This is a genomic window from Pseudomonas sp. Tof1 (genome assembly GCF_055390395.1).
Window position 1 is genome coordinate 4,512,708 of the sequence record NZ_AP024344.1, and the last position, 22,172, is coordinate 4,534,879.

The 22,172-nt window shown below is 60.2% G+C and carries 22 protein-coding genes and 1 tRNA gene; 3 read left to right on the top strand and 20 right to left on the bottom strand.

The window, feature by feature from the left end; genetic code table 11:
- Positions 1–5 precede the first annotated feature (5 nt).
- The 3 genes from ACZ5KU_RS20115 to ACZ5KU_RS20125 are packed head-to-tail and all read right to left on the bottom strand — an operon-like array spanning position 6 to position 6,066.
- On the bottom strand, positions 6–2,447 hold the full coding sequence (locus ACZ5KU_RS20115) for a hypothetical protein (protein WP_464736136.1): 2,442 nt from the start codon (positions 2,445–2,447) through the stop codon (positions 6–8).
- Complete coding sequence (locus tag ACZ5KU_RS20120) at positions 2,441–3,994, bottom strand: hypothetical protein (protein ID WP_464736137.1); 1,554 nt, start codon at positions 3,992–3,994, stop codon at positions 2,441–2,443. The genes ACZ5KU_RS20115 and ACZ5KU_RS20120 overlap by 7 nt, the downstream gene beginning before the upstream one ends.
- Entirely contained in the window at positions 3,991–6,066 is a 2,076-nt protein-coding gene (locus ACZ5KU_RS20125) for a hypothetical protein (protein WP_464736138.1), read from the bottom strand. Before ACZ5KU_RS20125 ends, ACZ5KU_RS20120 begins: the two co-directional genes overlap by 4 nt.
- 293 nt (positions 6,067–6,359) lie before the next feature.
- On the opposite strand from ACZ5KU_RS20125, the gene ACZ5KU_RS20130 reads away from it, so the two are divergent.
- Positions 6,360–6,509, top strand: a complete 150-nt coding sequence (locus ACZ5KU_RS20130) for a hypothetical protein (protein ID WP_464736139.1) — start codon at positions 6,360–6,362, stop codon at positions 6,507–6,509.
- A 5-nt stretch (positions 6,510–6,514) separates the two neighbouring features.
- On the opposite strand, the gene ACZ5KU_RS20135 is transcribed toward ACZ5KU_RS20130, so the two are convergent.
- The 9 genes from ACZ5KU_RS20135 to thrS all read right to left on the bottom strand — a co-directional run bounded on the left by ACZ5KU_RS20135 (position 6,515) and on the right by thrS (position 13,975).
- A tRNA-Pro gene (locus tag ACZ5KU_RS20135) sits at positions 6,515–6,591 on the bottom strand.
- Between the two features lie 89 nt (positions 6,592–6,680).
- Positions 6,681–7,037: a MerR family transcriptional regulator gene (locus ACZ5KU_RS20140; RefSeq protein WP_054057737.1), complete on the bottom strand. Its 357-nt coding sequence runs from the start codon at positions 7,035–7,037 to the stop codon at positions 6,681–6,683.
- Positions 7,018–7,320, bottom strand: a complete 303-nt coding sequence (gene ihfA, locus ACZ5KU_RS20145) for an integration host factor subunit alpha (RefSeq protein ID WP_002553164.1) — start codon at positions 7,318–7,320, stop codon at positions 7,018–7,020. The genes ACZ5KU_RS20140 and ihfA overlap by 20 nt, the downstream gene beginning before the upstream one ends.
- A gap of 3 nt (positions 7,321–7,323) precedes the next feature.
- Entirely contained in the window at positions 7,324–9,705 is a 2,382-nt protein-coding gene (gene pheT / locus ACZ5KU_RS20150) for a phenylalanine--tRNA ligase subunit beta (RefSeq protein ID WP_464736140.1), read from the bottom strand.
- 27 nt (positions 9,706–9,732) lie between these two features.
- Positions 9,733–10,749, bottom strand: coding sequence for a phenylalanine--tRNA ligase subunit alpha (gene pheS / locus ACZ5KU_RS20155; protein ID WP_054057739.1), 1,017 nt, complete (start codon positions 10,747–10,749; stop codon positions 9,733–9,735).
- 110 nt (positions 10,750–10,859) lie between these two features.
- Positions 10,860–11,216, bottom strand: a complete 357-nt coding sequence (gene rplT, locus ACZ5KU_RS20160; RefSeq protein WP_010443727.1) for a 50S ribosomal protein L20 — start codon at positions 11,214–11,216, stop codon at positions 10,860–10,862.
- 30 nt (positions 11,217–11,246) lie between these two features.
- A complete protein-coding gene (gene rpmI / locus ACZ5KU_RS20165) occupies positions 11,247–11,441 on the bottom strand; it encodes a 50S ribosomal protein L35 (protein ID WP_002553160.1) in 195 nt (64 codons plus the stop codon).
- Between the two features lie 60 nt (positions 11,442–11,501).
- Entirely contained in the window at positions 11,502–12,053 is a 552-nt protein-coding gene (gene infC, locus ACZ5KU_RS20170) for a translation initiation factor IF-3 (protein WP_186676118.1), read from the bottom strand.
- Entirely contained in the window at positions 12,053–13,975 is a 1,923-nt protein-coding gene (gene thrS, locus ACZ5KU_RS20175; protein ID WP_054064495.1) for a threonine--tRNA ligase, read from the bottom strand. The genes infC and thrS overlap by 1 nt, the downstream gene beginning before the upstream one ends.
- A gap of 384 nt (positions 13,976–14,359) precedes the next feature.
- Between thrS and ACZ5KU_RS20180 the strand changes: the two genes are divergently transcribed.
- Together ACZ5KU_RS20180 and ACZ5KU_RS20185 are read left to right on the top strand one after the other, a co-directional pair.
- Positions 14,360–14,668, top strand: a complete 309-nt coding sequence (locus tag ACZ5KU_RS20180; protein ID WP_054057741.1) for a hypothetical protein — start codon at positions 14,360–14,362, stop codon at positions 14,666–14,668.
- Positions 14,669–14,950: 282 nt separating this feature from the next.
- On the top strand, positions 14,951–15,163 hold the full coding sequence (locus ACZ5KU_RS20185) for a cold-shock protein (protein WP_054057742.1): 213 nt from the start codon (positions 14,951–14,953) through the stop codon (positions 15,161–15,163).
- Between the two features lie 84 nt (positions 15,164–15,247).
- Here ACZ5KU_RS20185 and ACZ5KU_RS20190 read toward each other — a convergent pair whose 3' ends face one another.
- From ACZ5KU_RS20190 to ACZ5KU_RS20225, 8 genes are all read right to left on the bottom strand, one after another.
- The gene (locus tag ACZ5KU_RS20190; protein WP_054057743.1) at positions 15,248–15,571 is read right to left on the bottom strand and encodes an I78 family peptidase inhibitor; all 324 of its coding nucleotides are present in this window, start codon (positions 15,569–15,571) and stop codon (positions 15,248–15,250) included.
- Positions 15,572–15,741: 170 nt separating this feature from the next.
- On the bottom strand, positions 15,742–16,047 hold the full coding sequence (locus tag ACZ5KU_RS20195) for a hypothetical protein (RefSeq protein WP_054057744.1): 306 nt from the start codon (positions 16,045–16,047) through the stop codon (positions 15,742–15,744).
- Between the two features lie 94 nt (positions 16,048–16,141).
- Positions 16,142–17,170: a nucleoside hydrolase gene (locus ACZ5KU_RS20200; protein ID WP_416769648.1), complete on the bottom strand. Its 1,029-nt coding sequence runs from the start codon at positions 17,168–17,170 to the stop codon at positions 16,142–16,144.
- Between the two features lie 28 nt (positions 17,171–17,198).
- The gene (gene rbsD / locus ACZ5KU_RS20205) at positions 17,199–17,603 is read right to left on the bottom strand and encodes a D-ribose pyranase (RefSeq protein ID WP_054057746.1); all 405 of its coding nucleotides are present in this window, start codon (positions 17,601–17,603) and stop codon (positions 17,199–17,201) included.
- Positions 17,600–18,520, bottom strand: coding sequence for a ribokinase (gene rbsK, locus ACZ5KU_RS20210; RefSeq protein ID WP_054064490.1), 921 nt, complete (start codon positions 18,518–18,520; stop codon positions 17,600–17,602). Before rbsK ends, rbsD begins: the two co-directional genes overlap by 4 nt.
- A gap of 55 nt (positions 18,521–18,575) precedes the next feature.
- Complete coding sequence (locus tag ACZ5KU_RS20215) at positions 18,576–19,586, bottom strand: LacI family DNA-binding transcriptional regulator (protein ID WP_464736141.1); 1,011 nt, start codon at positions 19,584–19,586, stop codon at positions 18,576–18,578.
- Between the two features lie 3 nt (positions 19,587–19,589).
- Positions 19,590–20,567, bottom strand: a complete 978-nt coding sequence (locus ACZ5KU_RS20220) for an ABC transporter permease (RefSeq protein WP_054057748.1) — start codon at positions 20,565–20,567, stop codon at positions 19,590–19,592.
- Positions 20,564–22,117, bottom strand: a complete 1,554-nt coding sequence (locus tag ACZ5KU_RS20225) for a sugar ABC transporter ATP-binding protein (protein WP_054064487.1) — start codon at positions 22,115–22,117, stop codon at positions 20,564–20,566. Before ACZ5KU_RS20225 ends, ACZ5KU_RS20220 begins: the two co-directional genes overlap by 4 nt.
- Positions 22,118–22,172 lie beyond the last annotated feature (55 nt).

Sequence of the window (22,172 nt, forward strand, 5' to 3'; positions counted from 1 at the left end):
GACGCTCAGGTTGTTTGCCTCGTGGGCTGCAGCCCCACATAGCGCCCCAAAAGCTCACGAACCTGTTTGGCTGCAGCCGTCGGATCAACATCGGTCATAGCTTCCGCAGCACCACGCGTGGGCGACTCCAAAAGGCTATAGCCGTTGACTGTGCTGCTTTCCGAAACTAGTGCCAAAGCGCCGCCCCGTTTGAGAACCGCGATCTCTGGATAGAATGGATGAGCGATCTCGTCAGAGAGCTCCCGCATGAAAATCTCGCGATCGCCATAGAGAATGCTATCGCTGGAGAGCAAGTGGGTGGCGAAACCGGCAACACGCCGTGTCTTTACCGCAAGGGCCTTCATTCGTTCTGGATGCCACGGTGGGATGATCATTGCGGGGTTATCGCCAGCAACACGAACCGTGCCCACCGATAGTACTTCGGAAACCAGTCGCGAACGACAAACGTCACCACGAGCATGTGCCATCAGGGTGTTCAACAGTTCGGCGTAAGACTCCGCTTGACGCAGAACGGCATCGCCATGCAGCCCAATCGCGACGAAGTCCTCCATCGCCTTGATGTAATCCTCCTCGAACTTATCCCAAGAAGCCTTTACCTCGTTTTGCTGATGCGCCGTCAGCCTCCCCTCTTCGGCGAGCTCTTTGATCCGAGTCTTAATCACATGGCGCAGGCTTTGGAGCTTACTGGCCGCAGGAACCAGTGACCCTGCATCAGTCGAATAAGTCGCCTCCAACGTCCCGGTATCGAGCAACGAGACGTTTTGTACGCCCCCCTTCTTACTCACTAATTTGCGGGGGACCTCAGTACAACCTACGGCCCCTTTCTCCAAGAGGCGACGCATGTCAGCAGTCAGCGACAGGCCAATCGCTGTGGGCTTGTAGCTCCAAAGGAGCTGTGTCTTAGCCAGCACCGTCTCTTTGTCCTTACAAACCTGAATTAAGGCCACGTCAAACTTGATTTGCAGGGCTAAGCGCGATAGAGACGGATTCGGACGAACCTTGCTCTTCTTATCGTTACGAAGCTCCTTCTCCTTGGCGAAGAAGGCTTCATAGTCGAAGAGAGGGTCGGGTAAGTTTGCATTTCCCAGCCGTTCGACCTTCCACTCAACCTTGGAGCCCATGAGCTCCTTTAATCCGCGGTACATAGCAGAGAAGTAACTGCCGGCGTCGTAGTTGAATCGCTCGCGCCACTCCTTGCGGCCCTTGGTCACAGTGAAACGTAGAATCCGCTCGCCTTCCGGATCGCGTAGGCCGGCATGCAAGCTATTGACCACTCGAGCGAAGCCCTCGAAGAAGTCATTGCAGTCGATGGGCTTGCCATAGAGAGCCTTTTCCCAGCGCGAGCAAAGTTTGGCGTCTTGCTCCAACAGTCTTCGCTGCTTAACGAAAAACTCTTCGTCCTCCTCAGTGAAATCTGATCGCCGCTCACGTCCCTTCAAGTCCTCCAATAGCTTGCGGCTCTCGACATCAAGTGAGTCCTCCTGGTCGCACTCATGATCGAAGAAGCGAATTGTCGACTCTGCTAAACCAAGTTGCTTTTCTTTGGGCTTGTCGAAGGCAAGGTATACGCCATCGCTTTCCCACTCGAATTGGGCAAGCACCTCGGATGCCTCTTGATCTCCAGCAGGGGCAGCGGCGAAGGCTTCGAGAGCTTGGCGAGCCCCATCCGAAATGTCTGCAGCATTGGCCTCGATACGCTCGGTAATCTCTTCCGAGTCAAGAGGCTGGCCGTTCTGGCGGAGCTTTTTGAGCAGCGGCGCACGCTGAGCAAAGAGCTTGATGAAAGCCTTGTGCCAAGGTTTGCGCAATGCCCCGAAAGCTTTGGCATTCGAGAAGAAGGTGCTGTCTCTTGGAAGTCCTGCGCATGGCAAGGCGAAGCCAACCGCGTCACGGATGGGCATCCCATGCGTGGCGACAGCCTCGACGATTGCAGAGCAAAACTCGCCAAGCTGCACTAACGAAAGTTCCGAGGATGCTAATAGCCCGCCAAGAGCAGCATGGAACACTGCTCGGTCCTCGGGCACTGGCGAAATGCCGCCCGAGTGGAGCGTGGCCTCGACCCACGGCTCAGGATCGGCCCGCATCTCTTTGGCACCTACAGCCATGACGTGACCCAACGTGTCCGCGAGATTGTGCTCGTTGCCATTAGCCGTAAGGATCGCAGCCTTGGCGGTCACAGCGTTGTTGCGCACGTAGCCAGCGTTATGTGGAATCAGAATGTCCGGCGGTAGACCTTGGCCCCCTACCAAGGCCTCCGGAATCATGAGGTCTACTTGGGCAAGCAGATCCGGATTGGCGAGAATAGCTCGCGCGACTGCCGCAATCTGACTGGCTGAAAGTTTGTCTAGTCTGAAGAGCGCGGCCAAATCACCAGCCTGACCAGGCTTAGATATGCGCTGGGCGAGAATTTCCGCGCCGACGCGCCCAATAATGCGATCGGTCAGCATGCGGCTTCTCCCTGAAACGCGAACGGGTTTTCTACAAACGAGCAGGAGTCGGAAAGCCTGCGAACCAAGCCCAAGCTGACAAGACGAGCTTCAAGATTGTTTCGGTTCTCGCTGAGCTCTTCTTGGTCAACAAGCTTGGCGCCGACTAGGCGCGCGCCCTCCGCATCACCAATTACGAGACCATATCGGCACTTGGCTTCAGCGAGAAACTCATCGAACTGCATCCGGTCTTCCACGATGGAGACCACGATCGACTTGAGCAACCTATCGTTCGGCGCATAGCGGGTGCGTCTCGAGAGCCTGCGTGAGCTGAGCCCGATTGCACGCGACCATGACGCATGAATCTTGCCGACATGCTGCTCATGACGCGCTAAGGCATTCTCAGCCAGTTTGGCAACCAACTCTTCTGGACTCTTATCGGTGAAGTCCTCATCGTCTCCACCATCTGTCGGCGGCCACTGAAAGCGATCGCGCATGAGTTTCACTCGCTCGGCATCCGGGAACTCCGTAGATTCAGCCCCGGCCCACCCAACATCCTGCCGGATCGACTCGACATGAGCCCGCACCGCCTTTGCTGGCAACCCTTGATTGAATTGATAGCTATCGCCAGAAAGCGCTCTCATCTTCGTGCGATCCTTGGAGACAATTTCGCAGACAATCTCGACCGGATCGTCATCACCTGCTACCCGCTTAGCTCGCTCCAAGAAGTAGAGCAGCATGTTCAGGCCGGTGATCGCTATCAAATGCTCCAAGGCATCGTAGATCGGCATATCCTTGTTCAAGATCGACAACCAGTCGTCGCAGATTTGATCGAAGCGACTATTGGAAACCTCGGGAAGATAGCCCGAAAGCCTTGGTTCTTCGGCACTCTGTGGCGCTCCTTGCAGAGCCCTGACCAACCGATTCATCGGCGCTTCGTGATCAAATAGGCGCTTGGCAAGACTGTCACCGAGCTCCGCTCCACGCTTGGCACGTGTGAGCATGAGATAGAGCAACTCACCTGTACGAGCAAAGAAGCGACGATCGTTGCTCATGCTTCCTTTTGCATTGATCGCCAAGTCCTCATAAAGAGCGTCGGGACCGAAAGGAAAGACGAACTTGGAACTCCAACGCTTGTTACTGCGAGACTCGAATGACGACGAGCGCAGCAGCTCAATAGCCTTTGCGAAGTCGTCAAAACTGGTGAACGAGCGACGCAGATAGGCCATATCTTCATCACCATTACCAGTTGCTCCTTGCCTAAAGCGCTCAAACCACTGCTTCCATTTCTCCTCATCAGACGCGGTGCTCTCCGCGATCGATTCGACGTAGGGATTGTTGAACAGCAACCCACGTAAGCGGACTTGCCGCTGTGGCTTGAACATGACCGAGCCGCCCCGCTCTTGGTGAGGCCTAAGCGGCTGATCCAAGTTCGAGCCAAGTACGCCCAAAAACTCCAGAACAGTCAGGTGAGGAAGCTGCTCATCGTAAAGACGATGTCCCCAAATGTTCTCGTCGACGCAAAAATCGACGCTTTTAATCTCAGGCCTCTTGATAATTGCACTCATTCAGAGACCCTCACAGTCACAGGGCGCGAAAAACCGCGACCACCGGGCTCAATATCGATGAAGTTGAGTGTCAGCACGGAGTTCTCGCCACCGATTTCGTCATCATCTCCAGTCATGCTGGCCTTCTTGACGATCTCAGCCTTACGCAAGAGCTTTGCCTTGAAAGCCAACAGATCTTCGAGACACTCGTTGGAGAAGCTAGCGGGCAAAGCACCCTCAGCCACACGCGAGAGAAACTCATGGCGGATAGGGGTTAAGTCGAAAGCGACCGAATTGCCCGCTCCCACAGCAAGCGAAATGTCGAGTCGAGGACGGCCTGTCTCCTCGGCAAGCCTGATCGCCATACCAACGCCGCTCTGCCTACGGGAAAGCGTCTCGTAGTCACAAAGCACACTCACCCGGCTTTGAGTGAAACCGCCCGAACTGGCGATGAAGATGCGATCTTCGTTTTCGAGAAGAAGGCCTGTTAATACTCGGTTGAGGCCCTTAGCGATGCGTCCACGAACCGCCTCGCTCACAGGCTTCTGCGCTTTGAGCGCCTCGATGATCTCCAAGTAGTCCCCAGCAAAGCAGAAGGCTGTCATCGACCAATGCGGATAGCCCCTTTCCCCATCAGGAAGTGTGAAGAAAAGCCTGCGTCGCTGGTCTTCGAGCATCGCTAGAAACTCGGTGACCCCTTCTTCCAAGCGAGCCCCCTCGTACCCTTCCAAATAGGCGTCCTGGGCTGCGCGAAAGGCAACCGTCGCTCCGTAGATCGGATCGCTCGCGACCAAGCGGCTAAAGTCTGCTTGCAGTCGCGAATCATCCTTGCCGTAGACAAGCAATCCATCAGTGGCATTCGTGGACTCATCGCCCACCCCAAAACTGGACATCGCCTTGAAGATAGGACGATCAGAAGTCCTCCTCTTGAGGAGATTGGCGCCGAAAACGTTGGCATAGATACTAGCTTTGCCAAGGTCGCCCCCCTCCTGGATCTTCGCGACATCAGCGCAGGTCATGAGATTGTCCTTCGCACGATTGGCATCGGAGCACCCGAGAATCATGTTCGAACAAAGCGCAAGCAAGTCGCGTATAGGGAGATGCAGACCATTGTGCCTGGCAATTTCAACCAGATCGCCCAAGCGGCGACACAACTGACCACTATCCAACTCACCCAAAAGTCGGCGGCGATTCTCGTCAATAGGACAAACTTTACCGTCGCTCCGAAGTGTGCAGTGCTTGCAATTGTCCCACTCGGGATGCCCTGCCACAGCCATAGCAACTTCGTCTAATGTTTTGCGGCTAGTCGAGCGACTGAGATCAAACACTGCCAGGCGATCAGGAGCTGGTCCCGCCTGTAAGAAGCGCTCTTGCAGCGGTTTGCGAAGTGGGTGATCACGCTCTTGGCGCCGCCCTAAATCACGGAGACGATCAAGAATTTGGCCATGGTTTGCGGCAAGGATCACTATCTCTGAGTCATTTCCTTCTAGCACCGACTTTTCCAGTCGCAGCAATGGCAGATCACTTTCCTCTCCATTGAGCTCGGAAAGATCCTTGATAAAAACAGCCAGACGCCCGTCCGCCAGAGATAGCTGTTTCACGTTACCCTTGGCGCCCCAAGCCTTAGGATCCCCACCAATGCGCTCCCACAGAGAGCGGCAGTGATAGGTCTTACCATCACCAGCTGTTCCCGCGATCAAGATAGATCCTGGTGCCTTGGATTCAATATGCCGCACCATATCCTCTAATAGAGGTGTTGAGAGGCTAATCGGCTCCACTCCTGCCTGCGTTAGCGCCCTCGAAACATACTCATCAAACATCGCCAGATTGCGCGATGACGGCCCATAACTACGCAGGAATTGAACCCAAGCACTTGCCGGTGGAAGCTCAACATCAGACCGCCGCACAGAACCGCCACGACCTTTACCTGCCCGCAGAAGCCCCTGGTCAATCAGAGCTTCACGCGCCTGCCAATAGAACTCGTCTCCTAAATGTGGAAACTGAATTTTGAGGTGCTCCAGCAGCGACTGGTTGCCGATGCTAGAACCATCAGCGGGAACTGCAGCCAGCATGGCCTCAACCAACTCATTCATGCACAGAACTCCTTCTGCCACTCGCCACAATGCGGGCTGTCCCAAATCAAATGATGGCTGTAACGGGCTGCAGGGCATCAGAAGGTGACTTGTGCGATAAGGCTGTGGCAACAGCGCTTATGGATAGCCATCCTTGGGACACGGCAACCTGCCATTATGCGACGCCGTCACCTTATCCATTGACGGTGCATGGGTAAAGTGTAGTGGTCAATAATTCCCGGAAACAGAAGGGGTCCTACCCCACTAACACGGGACACTTTCGAGCAAGCTGACATCGAGCCTAAGGAGTCTTCATGTCCAAGCTCATCTCCTGCAGTAGGAGAGCTAAGGCCCTTTACACCTTCCCGCCGTACCTTTCTTCAGCGGCGGCACAAAAAATCGACTCAGAAAAAATCATTGCCCATAAAAAAATCCAGCCACCGTTAAGTGGCTGGATTTTCTAGATTTTTGGTCGGGACGGAGTGATTCGAACACTCGACCCCTTGCACCCCATGCAAGTGCGCTACCGGGCTGCGCTACGCCCCGACACTGAGTAGCTGTGCTTTCAAACCTCTGAAAGCGGTTAGGAATGTAACCTAACCTTTTGAATTTTGGAAGTATTATTTCCAAAAAATTTACTTCTTCAGCCCCGCCAGCACATCCTCCAGCTCAGCGATCATCTGGTGGATCAGTTGCTTGTACTGGATGTTCTCTTCCTTGGCGTCGTCACTGGAGAGGCGCTGACGCGCCCCGCCAATGGTGAAGCCCTGGTCGTACAGCAAGGCGCGGATCTGGCGGATCATCAGCACGTCGTGGCGCTGGTAATACCGGCGGTTGCCGCCCCGCTTGGAGGGGTTGAGTTGAGGAAATTCCTGCTCCCAGTAGCGCAGCACGTGCGGTTTTACCGCGCACAGCTCGCTGACTTCACCAATGGTGAAGTAGCGTTTGCCTGGGATCGGCGGGAGCTCGTCGTTATGACTTGGTTCCAGCATAGGCCTCAACTCGGGCTTTCAGTTTCTGCCCTGGACGAAAGGTGACCACACGGCGCGCCGTGATCGGGATTTCCTCTCCCGTTTTTGGATTGCGGCCAGGCCGCTGGCGTTTGTCGCGCAAATCAAAGTTGCCGAAACCCGACAGCTTGACCTGCTCGTTGTCCTCGAGTGCGTGGCGGATCTCTTCAAAGAACAGCTCGACCAATTCCTTGGCCTCGCGTTTGTTAAGACCCAACTCCTCGTAGAGACGTTCCGCCATTTCAGCTTTCGTCAGAGCCCCCATACGTCACTTCCTTAACGTGGCGTTCAACCTGGTTTCAAGCGAGGTGAGGATGTCTTGCGTTGCGGAGTTCACCTCATCGTCATTAAGAGTGCGCGATGGATGCTGCCAGGTCAAGCCAACGGCGAGGCTTTTTCTATGAGGATCAATGCCTTTACCCTCATAGACGTCAAAAAGCCTGAGGTCCGTCAGCCATTCGCCTGCATTCTCACGAATGACTTCCAGCACGGCCGTGGCTGCCACGCCCTTGTCCGCCAGCAGGGCCAGGTCACGACGCACTTCAGGGAAGCGCGACAGCTCGCTGAATTTCGGCATCTTGCCCGCCGCCACTTCAGCCAGGACCAGCTCGAAGACGAACACCGGACGATCCAGGCCCAGAGTCTTGGACAGCTCCGGGTGAATCGCGCCAATAAAGCCGACCCGTTTCCCGTCACGCTCGATCTGAGCGGTCTGACCCGGATGCAGCGCTGGGTGCTTGCCCGGCACGAAGTTGAAATCGCCCAGGGCACCGGCAGCACCGAGGATCGCTTCCACGTCGGCCTTGACGTCGAAGAAGTCGACCGCATCGCGACCGTGCGCCCAGCCTTCCGGCAGGCGGCTGCCGCAGACCACACCGGCCAGCATCGGCTCCTGCTTCAGGCCTTCCAGTTGGCCGACGAAACGCAGGCCGCTTTCGAACAGGCGGACGCGATCCTGCTGACGGTTGAGGTTGTGCTGCAGCACCTTAACCAGGCCCGGCCACAGGGACGAGCGCATGGCCGCCATGTCGTTGGAGATCGGGTTGGCTAGCAGCAGCGGCTCGACGCCCGGGCTGAACAGCTCGAACTGCTTCGGATCGATGAAGCTGTAGGTGATCGCTTCCTGGTAACCACGGGCCACCAGCAGGCGACGCAGTTCCGGCAGGCCGCTACGGGCTTCAGCCTTGGCCTTTGGCGCCAGGCGCGCTTGCGGGTAACGAACCGGCAGGCGGTTGTAGCCGTACAGGCGCGCCAGTTCTTCGATCAGGTCGACTTCCAGGCTGATGTCGAAGCGATGGCTTGGCACTTCGACGGTCCACTGCCCTGCCCCGCTGGCGGTCACGCCCAGGCCCAGGCCGGTCAGCAGGCGCTCGACTTCGGCCGCGTCCATTTCCATGCCCAGCATCTGGGTGATGCGCTCGGCACGCAGGGTCACCGCTGCCACGGATGGCAGGTGCGCTTCGCTGACGGTTTCGATGATCGGGCCGGCTTCGCCGCCGGTGATTTCCAGCAGCAGGCCAGTGGCGCGCTCCATGGCTTCACGGGCCAGCTTCCAGTCCACGCCCCGCTCGTAGCGGTGCGAAGCGTCGGTGTGCAGCCCGTAGGAACGGGCCTTGCCAGCCACGGCGATCTGATCGAAGAACGCGCTTTCCAGGAAGATGTCACGCGTGGTCGCGGTGTTCACGCCGCTGTGCTCGCCACCCATCACGCCGGCGATGGCCAGGGCGCGGTTGTGGTCGGCAATCACCAGGGTGTCGCTACGCAGGGTGACTTCCTGACCGTCGAGCAGCACCAGCTTCTCGCCTTCTTCAGCCATGCGCACGCGAATGCCGCCGTTGATTTCGGCGAGGTCGAAGGCGTGCAGTGGCTGGCCCAGCTCAATCATCACGTAGTTGGTGATATCGACGGCGGCGTCGATGCTGCGCACGTCGGATCGACGCAGGCGCTCGACCATCCACAGCGGCGTCGGCCTGGACAGGTCGACGTTGCGGATCACGCGGCCCAGGTAACGCGGGCAGGCCGCCGGCGCCAGGACTTCGATCGGGCGCACTTCGTCGTGCACGGCGGCAACGGCAGGCACGGCTGGACGTGTGACGTCAGCGGCGTACAGCGCGCCGACTTCACGGGCCAGACCCGCCAGGGACAGGCAGTCGCCGCGGTTCGGGGTCAGGTCGACCTCGATGCTGGCGTCGTCCAGGCTCAGGTAAGCACGAATGTCGTCGCCCACCGGCGCATCGGCGGCCAGTTCGAACAGGCCGTCGTTGCCTTCACCGATCTGCAGTTCGGCCTGCGAGCAGAGCATGCCGTTGGATTCGATACCGCGCAGCTTGGCCTTCTTGATCTTGAAGTCGCCCGGCAGTTGGGCGCCGATCATGGCGAATGGCACCTTCAGGCCCGGGCGCACGTTGGGCGCGCCACAGACCACCTGGAAGGTTTCCGCACCGTTGCTGACCTGGCACACGCGCAGCTTGTCGGCATCCGGGTGTTGTTCGGTGCTCAGTACTTCACCGACCACCACGCCGCTGAATTCGCCAGCGGCCGGGGTCACGCTGTCGACCTCCAGACCCGCCATCGACAGACGAGCCACCAGCTCGTCGCGGCTAACCTGCGGGCTTACCCAGCCACGCAGCCATTGTTCACTGAATTTCATCCTGTTCTCCCAATAGATTCGTGACGACTAGCGAAATTGCGCGAGGAACCGCAAGTCGTTGTCGAAGAACAGACGCAAGTCGTTCACGCCATAACGCAGCATGGCCAGACGCTCAACGCCCATGCCGAAGGCAAAGCCCTGGAATTCTTCCGGGTCGATGCCGGACATGCGCAGCACGTTCGGGTGCACCATGCCGCAGCCCATGACTTCCAGCCAACCGGTCTGCTTGCACACGCGGCAGCCCTTGCCGCTGCACATCACGCATTCCATGTCGACTTCGGCCGATGGCTCGGTGAAGGGGAAGTAGGACGGACGGAAACGCACCGCCAGTTCCTTCTCGAAGAACACCCGCAGGAATTCCTCGATGGTGCCTTTGAGGTCGGCGAAGTTGATGTCGCGATCGACCAGCAGCCCTTCGACCTGATGGAACATCGGCGAGTGGGTGATATCGGAGTCGCTGCGATACACACGGCCTGGGCAGACGATGCGGATCGGCGGCTTCTGCGATTCCATGGTGCGCACCTGGACCGGCGAGGTGTGGGTGCGCAGCAGCATGTTCGCATTGAAATAGAAGGTGTCGTGCATCGACCGGGCCGGGTGGTGGCCTGGGATGTTGAGCGCCTCGAAGTTGTGGTAATCGTCTTCCACCTCGGGACCTTCGGCGATGCCGTAGCCGATGTGGGTAAAGAATTGTTCGATGCGTTCCAGAGTCCGGGTGACCGGATGCAGACCACCGGAGGTCTGGCCACGGCCAGGCAGGGTCACGTCAATGGACTCGGCGGCGAGTTTGGCGGCCAGTTCCGCTTCCTCGAACGACGCCTTGCGCGCATTGAGCACCTCGGTGACACGCTCCTTGGCGACGTTGATCAGGGCGCCAACTTGCGGACGCTCTTCTGCCGGCAGGCTCCCCAGGGTCTTCATCACCTGAGTCAGCTCACCCTTCTTGCCAAGGTAGTGAACCCGGATTTGCTCCAGGGCATTGATGTCTTCAGCGCTTTGCACAGCCTCAAGTGCTTGAGAGACCAGTGCGTCCAGGTTTTCCATGTACAGACTCCAGATACGAAATAGGGGAAGAGCTTGAAGGCTCTTCCCCTATTTACTGACGTTTAACACCGAAGCCTGCGAAGGCCGACCTCGGTGATTGTCGGGGGTACTTAAGCCAGAACGGCTTTAGCTTTCTCGACAATCGCAGCAAACGCCGCTTTTTCGTTCACTGCCAGATCAGCCAGAACCTTACGGTCGATTTCGATCGACGCTTTTTTCAGGCCCGCGATGAAACGGCTGTAGGACAGACCGTTGATACGCGCACCAGCGTTGATACGAGCGATCCACAGAGCGCGGAACTGACGTTTTTTCTGACGACGGTCACGGTAGGCGTATTGGCCTGCCTTGATTACCGCTTGCTTGGCAACACGGAATACGCGCGAGCGTGCACCGTAGTAGCCTTTGGCAAGTTTCAGAATTTTCTTGTGACGCTTACGGGCAATGACGCCACGCTTTACACGAGCCATGAGTTACTTCCTCTGTTCTTGAGCCAAAAATTAACGAAGGCGCAGCATGCGCTCGACTTTTGCAACGTCAGACGGGTGCAGCAGGCTGCTACCACGCAGTTGACGCTTACGCTTGGTCGACATTTTGGTCAGGATGTGGCTCTTGAAAGCGTGCTTGTGCTTGATGCCGTTAGCAGTTTTCAGAAACCGCTTGGCAGCACCGCTTTTGGTTTTCATCTTTGGCATGTTCGGATACTCCGCATTCAATGGATAAACATAACCGCAAGGCCTGCCGTGCCCTGGTGGTTACTTCTTCTTTTTCGGGGCGATGACCATGATCAGCTGGCGTCCTTCCATCTTAGGATGCTGTTCGACCGATCCGTACTCTTGCAGGTCAGCTTCAACCCGCTTGAGCAGATCCATCCCCAGCTCCTGGTGGGCCATCTCACGGCCGCGGAATCGCAAGGAAACCTTGGCCCTGTCCCCGTCACTCAGGAAACGTACCAGGTTGCGTAGTTTTACCTGGTAATCCCCTTCCTCCGTCCCTGGACGAAACTTGATTTCTTTAACCTGCACTTGCTTCTGGTTTTTCTTCGCAGCAGCAATTTGCTTCTTCTTTTCGAAGATCGACTTGCCGTAGTCCATCACCCGGCAGACGGGTGGCTGGGCGTCAGCGGAAATTTCCACCAGGTCCAGTTTGGCTTCTTCGGCAATTCGAAGCGCTTCATCAATCGAGACGATGCCAATCTGCTCGCCATCAGCGCCAATTAACCGAACCTCGCGTGCCGAGATATTCTCGTTGATCGGCGCTTTCGGTGCAGCTCGTTTATCTTGTCTCATATCACGCTTAATAATAATTACTCCGAATCTTGGCGACCACGCCGGGAAACCGCTTGCGCGAGGAGCGCCGTGAACTGGGCGACGGGCATGGAGCCCAGGTCAGCGCCTTCACGGGTACGCACAGCGACAGTTTGCGTTTCGACTTCCCTGTCTCCGATAACCAAAAGATAGGGAACCTTGAGCAAGGTATGCTCGCGGATTTTAAAGCCGATTTTCTCATTTCTCAAGTCGGACTTGGCACGGAATCCGCTTTCGGCCAGAGATTTTTCCACTTCGAGGGCAAAATCGGCCTGCTTGTCGGTGATATTCATGACCACCGCCTGGGTTGGCGCCAGCCAGGCCGGGAACGCGCCCTCGTAGTGCTCGATCAGGATTCCGACGAAACGCTCGAACGAACCGAGGATGGCCCGGTGCAGCATCACCGGATGCTTGCGGCTGTTGTCTTCGGAAACGTATTCGGCACCGAGGCGGATGGGCAGGTTGAAGTCCAGCTGCAGGGTACCGCACTGCCAGACACGGCCCAGGCAGTCCTTGAGCGAGAATTCGATCTTCGGCCCGTAGAAGGCGCCCTCGCCCGGCTGCAGGTCATACGGCAGGCCGGCGCTGTCGAGGGCCGCGGCCAGTGCGCTTTCGGCACGGTCCCACAGCTCGTCGGAGCCCACGCGCTTTTCAGGGCGGGTGGACAGCTTCATCTGGATGTCCTTGAAGCCGAAGTCGGCGTAGACGTCCATGGTCAGCTTGATGAAGGCGGCGGATTCGGTCTGCATCTGGTCTTCGGTGCAGAAGATGTGCGCGTCGTCCTGGGTGAAACCACGCACGCGCATGATGCCGTGCAGCGCACCCGACGGCTCGTTGCGGTGGCAGGCACCGAACTCGGCCAGACGCATCGGCAGCTCGCGGTAGCTCTTCAGGCCCTGGTTGAACACCTGCACGTGGCAGGGGCAGTTCATCGGCTTGATGGCGTAGTCGCGGCTTTCCGACTCGGTGGTGAACATGTTCTCGGCATAGTTGGCCCAGTGCCCGGATTTCTCCCACAGGGAGCGGTCGACCACTTGCGGGGTCTTGATCTCCAGGTAACCGTTGTCACGCTGCACCTTGCGCATGTACTGCTCGAGCACCTGGTACAGGGTCCAGCCGTTGGGGTGCCAGAACACCATGCCCGGGGCTTCTTCCTGGGTGTGGAACAGGCCCAGGCGCTTGCCGATCTTGCGGTGGTCGCGTTTTTCCGCTTCCTCGATGCGCTGGATATAGGCGGCCAGCTGCTTCTTGTCCGCCCAGGCGGTGCCGTAGACGCGCTGCAGCTGCTCGTTCTTGGCATCGCCGCGCCAGTAGGCGCCGGACAGCTTGGTCAGCTTGAACGACTTGAGGAAACGGGTGTTCGGCACGTGCGGGCCACGGCACATGTCGACGTATTCTTCGTGGTAGTACAGGCCCATCGCCGTTTCGTTCGGCATGTCCTCGACCAGGCGCAGCTTGTAGTCCTCACCGCGCCGGGTGAACACTTCGATGACCTCGGCGCGCGGCGTGACCTTCTTGATCACGTCGTAGTCCTTGTCGATCAACTGGTGCATACGCTCTTCGATCGCCGCCAGGTCGTCCGGGGTGAAAGGCCGCTCGTAGGCGATGTCGTAGTAGAAACCTTCGTCGATGACCGGGCCGATCACCATCCTGGCGGTCGGATACAGCTGCTTGACCGCGTGGCCAACCAGGTGGGCGCAAGAGTGACGAATGATCTCCAGCCCCTCTTCATCCTTGGGCGTGATGATTTGCAGTGTGGAATCGGCGTCGATCAGGTCACAGGCATCGACCAGCTTGCCGTTGACCTTGCCGGCCACGGTGGCCTTGGCCAGGCCGGCACCGATGGATGCGGCGACTTCGGCTACGGAAACCGGGCGATCGAACGAACGTTGACTGCCGTCGGGAAGAGTAATAGTGGGCATGGCGCCTCCTCTCCTAGTGGTGACCCCTACCAAAGGTCACGTGGGTTGGGATGAGCAGCCAGTACGCGATCCGTCCAGCCGTTCAGTGAAGAACGCCTGCCGCACAGTGGCAGGAGCCGCAAGGCCAACCGGAAACGAACCAGAGTGACTGGAGTTCAAAAAAGGGTTGATGGCGTGGCGTCGCAGGAGGAACCCCGCTACGGCGCCGAATACAGCCAGGGCGGGGATGCTAGCACAGATGAACGGTCATCGCCTCGCCACAAGCACAAACTGCTACAGTTCAGCAGGTTTCATCTGCCACCGGTGAACTTGAGCGGCCCTGCGGCCCTCAAACACCCTGCAAGCGACGCTCAGTTCGCGCTCTATCCAAAGGAGTATTCCAACATGCGCCTGACTCACCTTTTCGCCCTCGCCGCGCCCATCGCCCTGCTGCTGCCGCTGAGCGCACAGGCTGCCTGGCCGGCCGGCCAACGCGATGCCTACATGAAGGACTGCACCGCCGCCGCCAACCGCAGCGTCGACCTCAAGACCGCCCAGCAGCACTGCGCCTGCAGCGCCGACCAGCTCAACGACAAGTTCACCACGGCCGAGCTGTCCGAACTGATGCACCCGAAAGACCCCAACAAGGGCCCCAGCAAGGAACTGCAAACCAAGGCGCTGAATGTCGTTGCCGCCTGCCGCGTGAGCAAATAAGCCGCTGAATCGGCAACCCTTGGCCTGCTTCAGAGCGAAAAAGCAGTTTTTTCACACATTTTATGCAGTTTTTACGGCTTTTTTTGTCAGCCTCGTTTTTCGCTGAAAGCCTTTGAAACCGGGGCTTTCAGCCGATTGAGGCGGTAAAGAAAGCGCGACTGATTGGCAATCCGCAGCCGCGGGGGCTCCCAAGCCGAACATTTCGACTATGATAGCTCCGTGTGCCCAGTTGGCCTGAGCAGCACAGCACTACTGAAAATATATGTTTCTTGGAGATACACCATGTCTAATCGCCAAACCGGCACCGTAAAATGGTTCAACGATGAAAAAGGCTTCGGCTTCATCACTCCTCAAGGTGGCGGTGACGACCTGTTCGTACACTTCAAAGCTATCGAAGCTGACGGTTTCAAAAGCCTGAAAGAAGGCCAGACCGTTTCCTTCGTGGCTGAGAAAGGCCAAAAGGGCATGCAAGCTGCCCAGGTTCGCGCGGAGTAATCTCCCCGGCCTGAAAAAAACCCCGTCCATGTGACGGGGTTTTTTATGGGTGCCCGAAAAGGCGTGCGACAGACAACGCCGCGATCAGCCGCAGTTGACCCGCTCGATCTTGCCGGTACGGTCGGCATTGAGGTTCAGGCGATCGGAGCGGTACTCCAGGGTAATCATGTCATCCGGCCCCACCACCCGCGCGGTCTGCGCGCCACTGCGGCTGCGTGCCTGCTCCAGCAATTGGGCAGAGGCCTGCTTGCCGATCGCGAACTCGGCGCCTTTGGCCTCGCAGCGACCGCTGTCGTTCCGAGTCACGGGCTCGCTGCTACTGGCCGGCGCGGAGCCGGTGTTCGTCGAGCAACCGGCCAAGACCGACATGGCGAAAATCGCCCCCAAAGATGCAAGCTTCCAAGGCATGAAGCCTCCTTGTGAAAAATAGGTAGAGTGCGTGCGACCGCCGTTCAGGCAATTGGTTGCATATTGCCAGGCGGACGAACCGATTCTGACAGCAATACCGGACAAGTCTGCCTGAGCCAACAGCCCGCTGGCGCAATCAATCGTGACTGAATATGAACGGCTTGTATATTTCAGTAGATGTCGATGTAGTCGAAGGGCGGATTGGGCCAGTTGTCCTTCAACGCGTTGAACACCTGCTGCACCCACACCTCATCGGCCGCCGCCACGTTGCCGACATAGCCGGAACCGGCCGCCCAGGTCTCCAGGCGAAACAGCAGCCCCTCGATATCGCGCCCGCCGACCACGCCGCTGGACAGGTAGGCGATGCCCGAACGGGTCACCCGCAACTGGGTGTGCACGTCATCACTGGCCGATGCGAGCAACTGGCGCACGGCTTCGAGAGTGAGGTTGTCGGGGTTGTTCAGGTCGATCTGCACGGCGGTTTTCCCGAAAAGGCAAAACCGCAGTTTGGCACGTTGCCGGGCCTTGTGCCCAGCCAACCCGCAGGCGAGCGCCTGCGGGCCACACGGTTTACTTCAGACGCCCCAGGCGCGCCGTCAGTAGGTCGAAGAAGCCCTGCGCGTCGCCGTTCTCGACCCAGAACACGTTCTTGGTCTGCTTCAGGCCGTCGTACCAGTCGACGATGGTCTGGCCGAAGGTCGGGCCTTCGCGGCTGTCGACCACCATGTTGACCTCACGCCCGCTGAACAGCGAAGGCTTGAGCAGGTAGGCGATGACCGTGGCGTCGTGCACCGGGCCACCGGGAATGCCGTAGTGCTCCATGTCGCCCTTGACGTAGTCGTTGAGGATATCGCCGACCACCTTGCTCGCGTTGTTGTTCAGCGCGGCGATCTTCTTCAGGCGCTCGTCGCTGGTGAGGATCTTGTGGGTCACGTCCAGCGGCAGGTAGGTCAGCTTGACGCCGCTCTTGAGCACCACCTCGGCCGCCTGCGGGTCGGCGAACAGGTTGAACTCGGCCACCGGCGTGATATTGCCGCCGTTGAAGTGCGCACCGCCCATGACCACCACTTCCTTGATGCCCTGGGTGATTTCCGGATCCTGGATCAGCGCCAGGGCCAGGTTGGTCTGCGGCCCGAGCATGGCGATGGTGATGCTGTGGGGCTTGGCCGCGCGCAGGGTGTCGATCAGGTAATTGACCGCATTGCCCTGGGCCAGCGGCGCCTTGGGTTCATGCACGGTCACCCCGGAGATGCCCTCCTTGCCGTGGATGTTCTCGGCGTAGATCGGCGTGCGCAGCAGCGGCCGCGGCGCGCCGGCGTACACCGGCACCTCTTCGCGTGCGGCCCACTCGCGGGCCAGGCGGGCGTTGCGCGAGGTCTTGTCCAGGCGCACGTTGCCGGCGACGGTGGTCAGCGCGCGGATGTTCAACTCCTCCGGCGAGGCCAGGGCGAACAACAGGGCCACCACATCGTCGGCCCCCGGGTCGGTGTCGATGATCAGGTCGATCTTTTCCGCCGCCTGGGCGCCGGTGGCAGTGAGCAGGGACACGATCAGCAGACTCCTGAACCAGCGTGACAAATTCTGAGCATAGCGTTGCATGGTGCACTCCTTGTGCGCGATTGGAAAATCAGAACGTCACACCGGCAACCAGGATGACGTTGCTGTAGGGCTGGCACTCACCGGTACGCACCACGGCCTTGGCCTGGCGACTGAGTGCCTTGAATTGCTCGTGGCTGAGCAGGCGCCGCAGCCCCAGGTCACCCTGGACCGTCAGCGCCTCCAAGGTCTCCAGCGCCGGTGGGCGCTTGAGCAGGATCTCTTCGGCCAATGCATGGCTTTCCACCTGCATTTCGCTGAGCACCACGCGCAGGGTGCTGACGAAATCGGGGATGCCCGGGGTCAGGGCCAGGTCGATCAGCTCGACGCCCGGCGGTACCGGCAGACCGGCATCGCCGATCACCAGCATCTCGCCATGGCCCAGCGAGGCGATCAAGCGTGACAGGGCAATGTTGAGCAACGGTGCTTTTTTCATGACAGTTCGAACCCCTGCACTTCAGACAATTGCGGAATGGATGGCTGCGCACCGGCGCGGGTGACCGACAACGCCGCCGCGACCTGACCAAAGCGGATCGCCTCGGCTTCACTCTTGCCGCAGGCCAGCGCCGCGGCAAAGCCACCGACGAAGGTGTCGCCGGCGGCCGTGGTGTCCAGCGCCTGGACCTTGGGCGCCGGGAAATGGGTGAAACCCTGGCCATCAGCGAACAGCGAACCCTGGGCGCCGAGGGTGATGATCACCTTCCCTGCCCCGGCCGCCATCAGCCTGGCGGCAGCCGCCTCGGCCGAGGCTTGCGAATCCACCGGCAGGCCGCTCAGGGCCGAGGCTTCGCTTTCGTTGGGGATCAGGTAGTCGATCGACGCGTACCAGTCGGCCGGCAACGGCGCGCTGGCCGGTGCCGGGTTGAGGATGACGGTCTTGCCCAGTTCGCGGCCGCGCTTGAGCGCATAGCCGACGGTGTCCAGCGGTATTTCGAGCTGGCAGATGATCACATCGGCCGCCTGCAGTACCGCGTCGAAAGCCTTGACCCCTTCGCGGCTCACCCGGCCGTTGCCGCCGGCGACGATGACGATCGCGTTCTGGCTGCTGTCGTCGACCACGATCAGCGCCACGCCGCTGGAAACACCCTCCACCGCGGTGACCGCCTGGCAATCGATGCCCTCGGCCAGCAACGCATCACGCAATTGCTGCCCATAGGCGTCGTCGCCGACACAGCCGACCATCGACACCTGGGCGCCCAGCCGTGCCGCCGCCACCGCCTGGTTGGCACCCTTGCCGCCGGGCACGGTGCCGAACGACTGGCCGATCAGGGTCTCACCCGCGCGGGGCAGGCGTTCGGCGCGGGTAACCAGGTCCATGTTGAGACTGCCGATGACCACTACTTTTGCTTGCATGCATCTGTACTCTTGAATTCAGTTCGGCCGGCGCCAGCACTGCTGGGCCGACGTTTCAGGCGAAACCATCCGAAACCTGCGCCGTCGATTCGCGCATGACGATGCTGGGGATCACGATACGCTGGTCGAGCGCCAGGCCCGGCGTCGCGATGCGCCGCAGCAGCAACTCGGCGGCTGTCTCACCCAGCTCCAGGATCGACTGGCCGACCGTTGTCAGCGCCGGGTAGACATAACGACTCATGCGGATATCGTCGAAGCCGATGACCGACAACTCGCCCGGCACGCGGATACCGCGCTCCGCCGCGGCCCGCAGCGCGCCGATGCCGAGCATGTCGTTGCCGGCGAAAATGGCGCTGGGCCGCTCGCCGTCCAGCAGTCTTGCCGCCGCCAGGTAACCCCCGGTGCTGGTGAAGTCGCTGGCCAGCACCCACTTGGCCGGCACCTTGACCTTGGCCTGCTGCAACGCCCGGCGATAACCGGCCAGGCGCAGTTGCGCGACGCTGGTGTCCTTCGGTCCGCCGATGAACGCGATGGCCCGATGCCCCAGCTCCAGTAGGTGGCGGGTTGCCAGGTAGGCGCCCTCCTCGTGGTCGATGCGCACCAGGTCTGTGTCGACTCCGTCGATATCGCGGTCGACCATCACCATCGGCGTACGCACCGCCGACAGGCCGGCGGCAAAGCTGCCATCACCGCCGGTGGAGGCGACGATCAGCCCGTCGACGCGCTTCTCCAGCAACACCCGCAGGTAGTTGCGCTGCTTGTCCGGATCATCGTCGGAATTGCAGAGGATCACACAATAGTTATTGCGTTCGCAGTAATCCTCGATCCCCCGCGCCAGTTCGGCGAAATACGGGTTCAGGCTGTTGGGCACCAGCAGGCCGATAGTCGCGGTGGACTTGGCCTTGAGCGAGCGCGCCACGGCACTGGGCACGTAGTCGAGCTCGGCGATGGCCGCCTCGACCTTGAGCCGCACCCGTTCGCTGACCGGTCGGGTCTTGTTCACCACATGGGACACCGTGGTGTAGGAAATCCCGGCCAGCGCGGCCACGTCCTTGATGGTCGCCATGACTCAGGCCCGCCGACGGGCGCGTTGGCTGCGATAGGTATCGAGCACCACGGCAATGACGATCACCGCACCGGTGATGATCCGCTTGGTCGGCTCGGTCGCACCGATCTGCGCAAGGCCCGCGGCCAGTACGGAAATGATCAGCACGCCGAAAAAGGTGCTGATCACCGAACCACGCCCGCCCATCAGGCTGGTGCCACCGATCACCACCGCGGCGATCACCTGCAGCTCCAGGCCGGAACCGGCGTTCGGGTCGGCCGCTTCCAGGCGCGAGATCTGGAACAACGCCGCGATACCGGCCAGCAGGCCCATCAGGCTGAACACCAGGATCTTGTACGGCTTGGGGTTGATCCCCGCCAGGCGCACGGCTTCCTCGTTGGTGCCGATGCCGATCAGGTAGCGGCCGAACACGGTGCGGGTCAGCACCAGTTGCGCGGCAATGATCACCAGCAGCGCGATGATGAACGACGGCGAAATACCGAAGGCGATCGGGTTCGACAGCCAGGCGAAGGCATCACCGATGTAGGCGGTGCGCGAGCCGGTCATCTGGTAGGCCAGGCCACGGGCCATTTCCAGCACGCCGAGGGAGACGATGAACGACGGAATCCGCCAGGCCACGGTGATCGAACCGGTGATGGTCCCCGCCAGCGCGGCGCAGCCCATGCCCAGCACCGCCGCCGGCAGCACGCTCCAGCCCCAGCCGAGCACCGCGACGCTGACCGCGGAGGCCGCCAGCGCCAGCACCGAGCCGACCGACAGGTCGATACCGCCGATGATCAGCACGAAGGTCATGCCGACCGCCAGCACCATCAGGTCGGGAATCTGGTTGGCCAGGGTGCTGAAGGTGTCGTAGGACAGGAAGTGGCTGCTCAGGCTGGAGAACAGGATGATCATCCCCAGCAAGGCGCCGGCCAGGCCCAGGTAGGTGCCGAGGCCATAAAAGTTGCGACCGGCCTTGGCGGTCGAAGGAGCAGTTTTCATAGGGTATCCCTAGGCGCCGCGTCGTTGAGCAGCGCATCACGTTTCTGGTAGCCGGCAAACGCGGCGGCAAGCAAGTCGTCCTGGGTCCAGCTGTCGCGCTCGAAGGTCTGGATCAGGCGCCCGGCCGAGAGCACGCCGATGCGGTCACAGATCAGCATCAGCTCGCGCAGGTCGCTGGAGACCACCACCAGCGCCTTGCCCTGGCGGGTCAGTTCGCCGAGCAGCGCGTAGATATCGAATTTGGCACCGACGTCGATCCCTCGGGTCGGCTCGTCGAACAGCAGCACCGAGCAGTCGCGCTCCAGCCAGCGGCCGATCACCACCTTCTGCTGGTTGCCGCCGGACAGCTCGGAGACCAGTTGGTCCGGGCTGGAACTGCGGATGCGCATGGCCCCGATCTGCCGCTGCGCCAACGCGGTTTCGTCGCGACCGTTGACCACCCCGCCACTGGAAATTGCCGGCATGTTGCCCAGGGCGATGTTGGCGCTGATCGACTGGGTCAGCAGCAGGCCTTCGCCCTTGCGGTCCTCGGTGATCAGGGCGATGCCATGGCGCACCGCATCGACCGGCGAACGGATATCGACGACCTGGGCCGGCGTGCCGAGGGCCACGGTGCCGCTGTCGGCGACATCGGCACCGTAGATCAGCCGCAGCAGCTCGGTGCGCCCGGCACCGATCAGGCCGGAGATGCCGAAAATCTCGCCGGCGCGCACCTCGAAGGACACGTCGAACACCTTGTCCGCCCGGCTCAGGCCCTTGACCGTCAGGGCCGGTGCGCCGATCTTGCGCTCGCCCAGGTCGATGTGTTCACCCAGCTCGCGGCCGACCATCAGGTTGACCAGTTGTTCGCTGTTGTAGTTGGCCATCGGCTCGACACAGACCAGGTTGCCATCGCGCAGTACCGCAATGCGCTGAGCCACCCGCGCCAGCTCTTCCAGCCGGTGGGAAATGTAGATGATCGCCACGCCTCGGGCCTGCAGGCGGGTGATCTGCTCGAAGAGCATTTCGACCTCGCGGGCGGTGAGCATCGCGGTCGGCTCGTCGAGAATCAGCACATGGCAATCGCCGATCAGGTTGCGGGCGATTTCCACCATCTGCTGGTGGCCGATCCCCAGCTCACCGACCAGGGTGTCGGGGTCGATCGCCTCCAGGCCGACCTGGGCCATGGCCTCGATGGCGGCCTGGCGCAGTTGCTTGCGGCTGATCCAGCCACCGTGGCTGGGCAGGTTGTCGAGAAACAGGTTTTCCGCCACCGACAGGGTCGGCAACAGATTGAGTTCCTGCATGACCATGCGGATGCCCTGCTCTTCAGCCTGGGTCCGGCTGCCGGGGGCATAGGGCTGACCCTTGAAGTGCATCTGGCCGGTGGTCGGCGTGACCAGCCCGCCGATGATCTTCGACAGCGTGCTTTTGCCCGCGCCATTTTCACCGGTCAGCGCCAACACCTCGCCACGCAACAGCGTCAGGTCGATGTTGCTCAGGACAGGTTGCGCATAGGTCTTGCCGATACCGCTGACCGACAGGACAGCGTTCGGTGCGGAAGATGACATAGGAAAATCTCCGGGCGCCCGCTCAGGACGAGCGGGCGCGGTTGCAGCCAGGGGT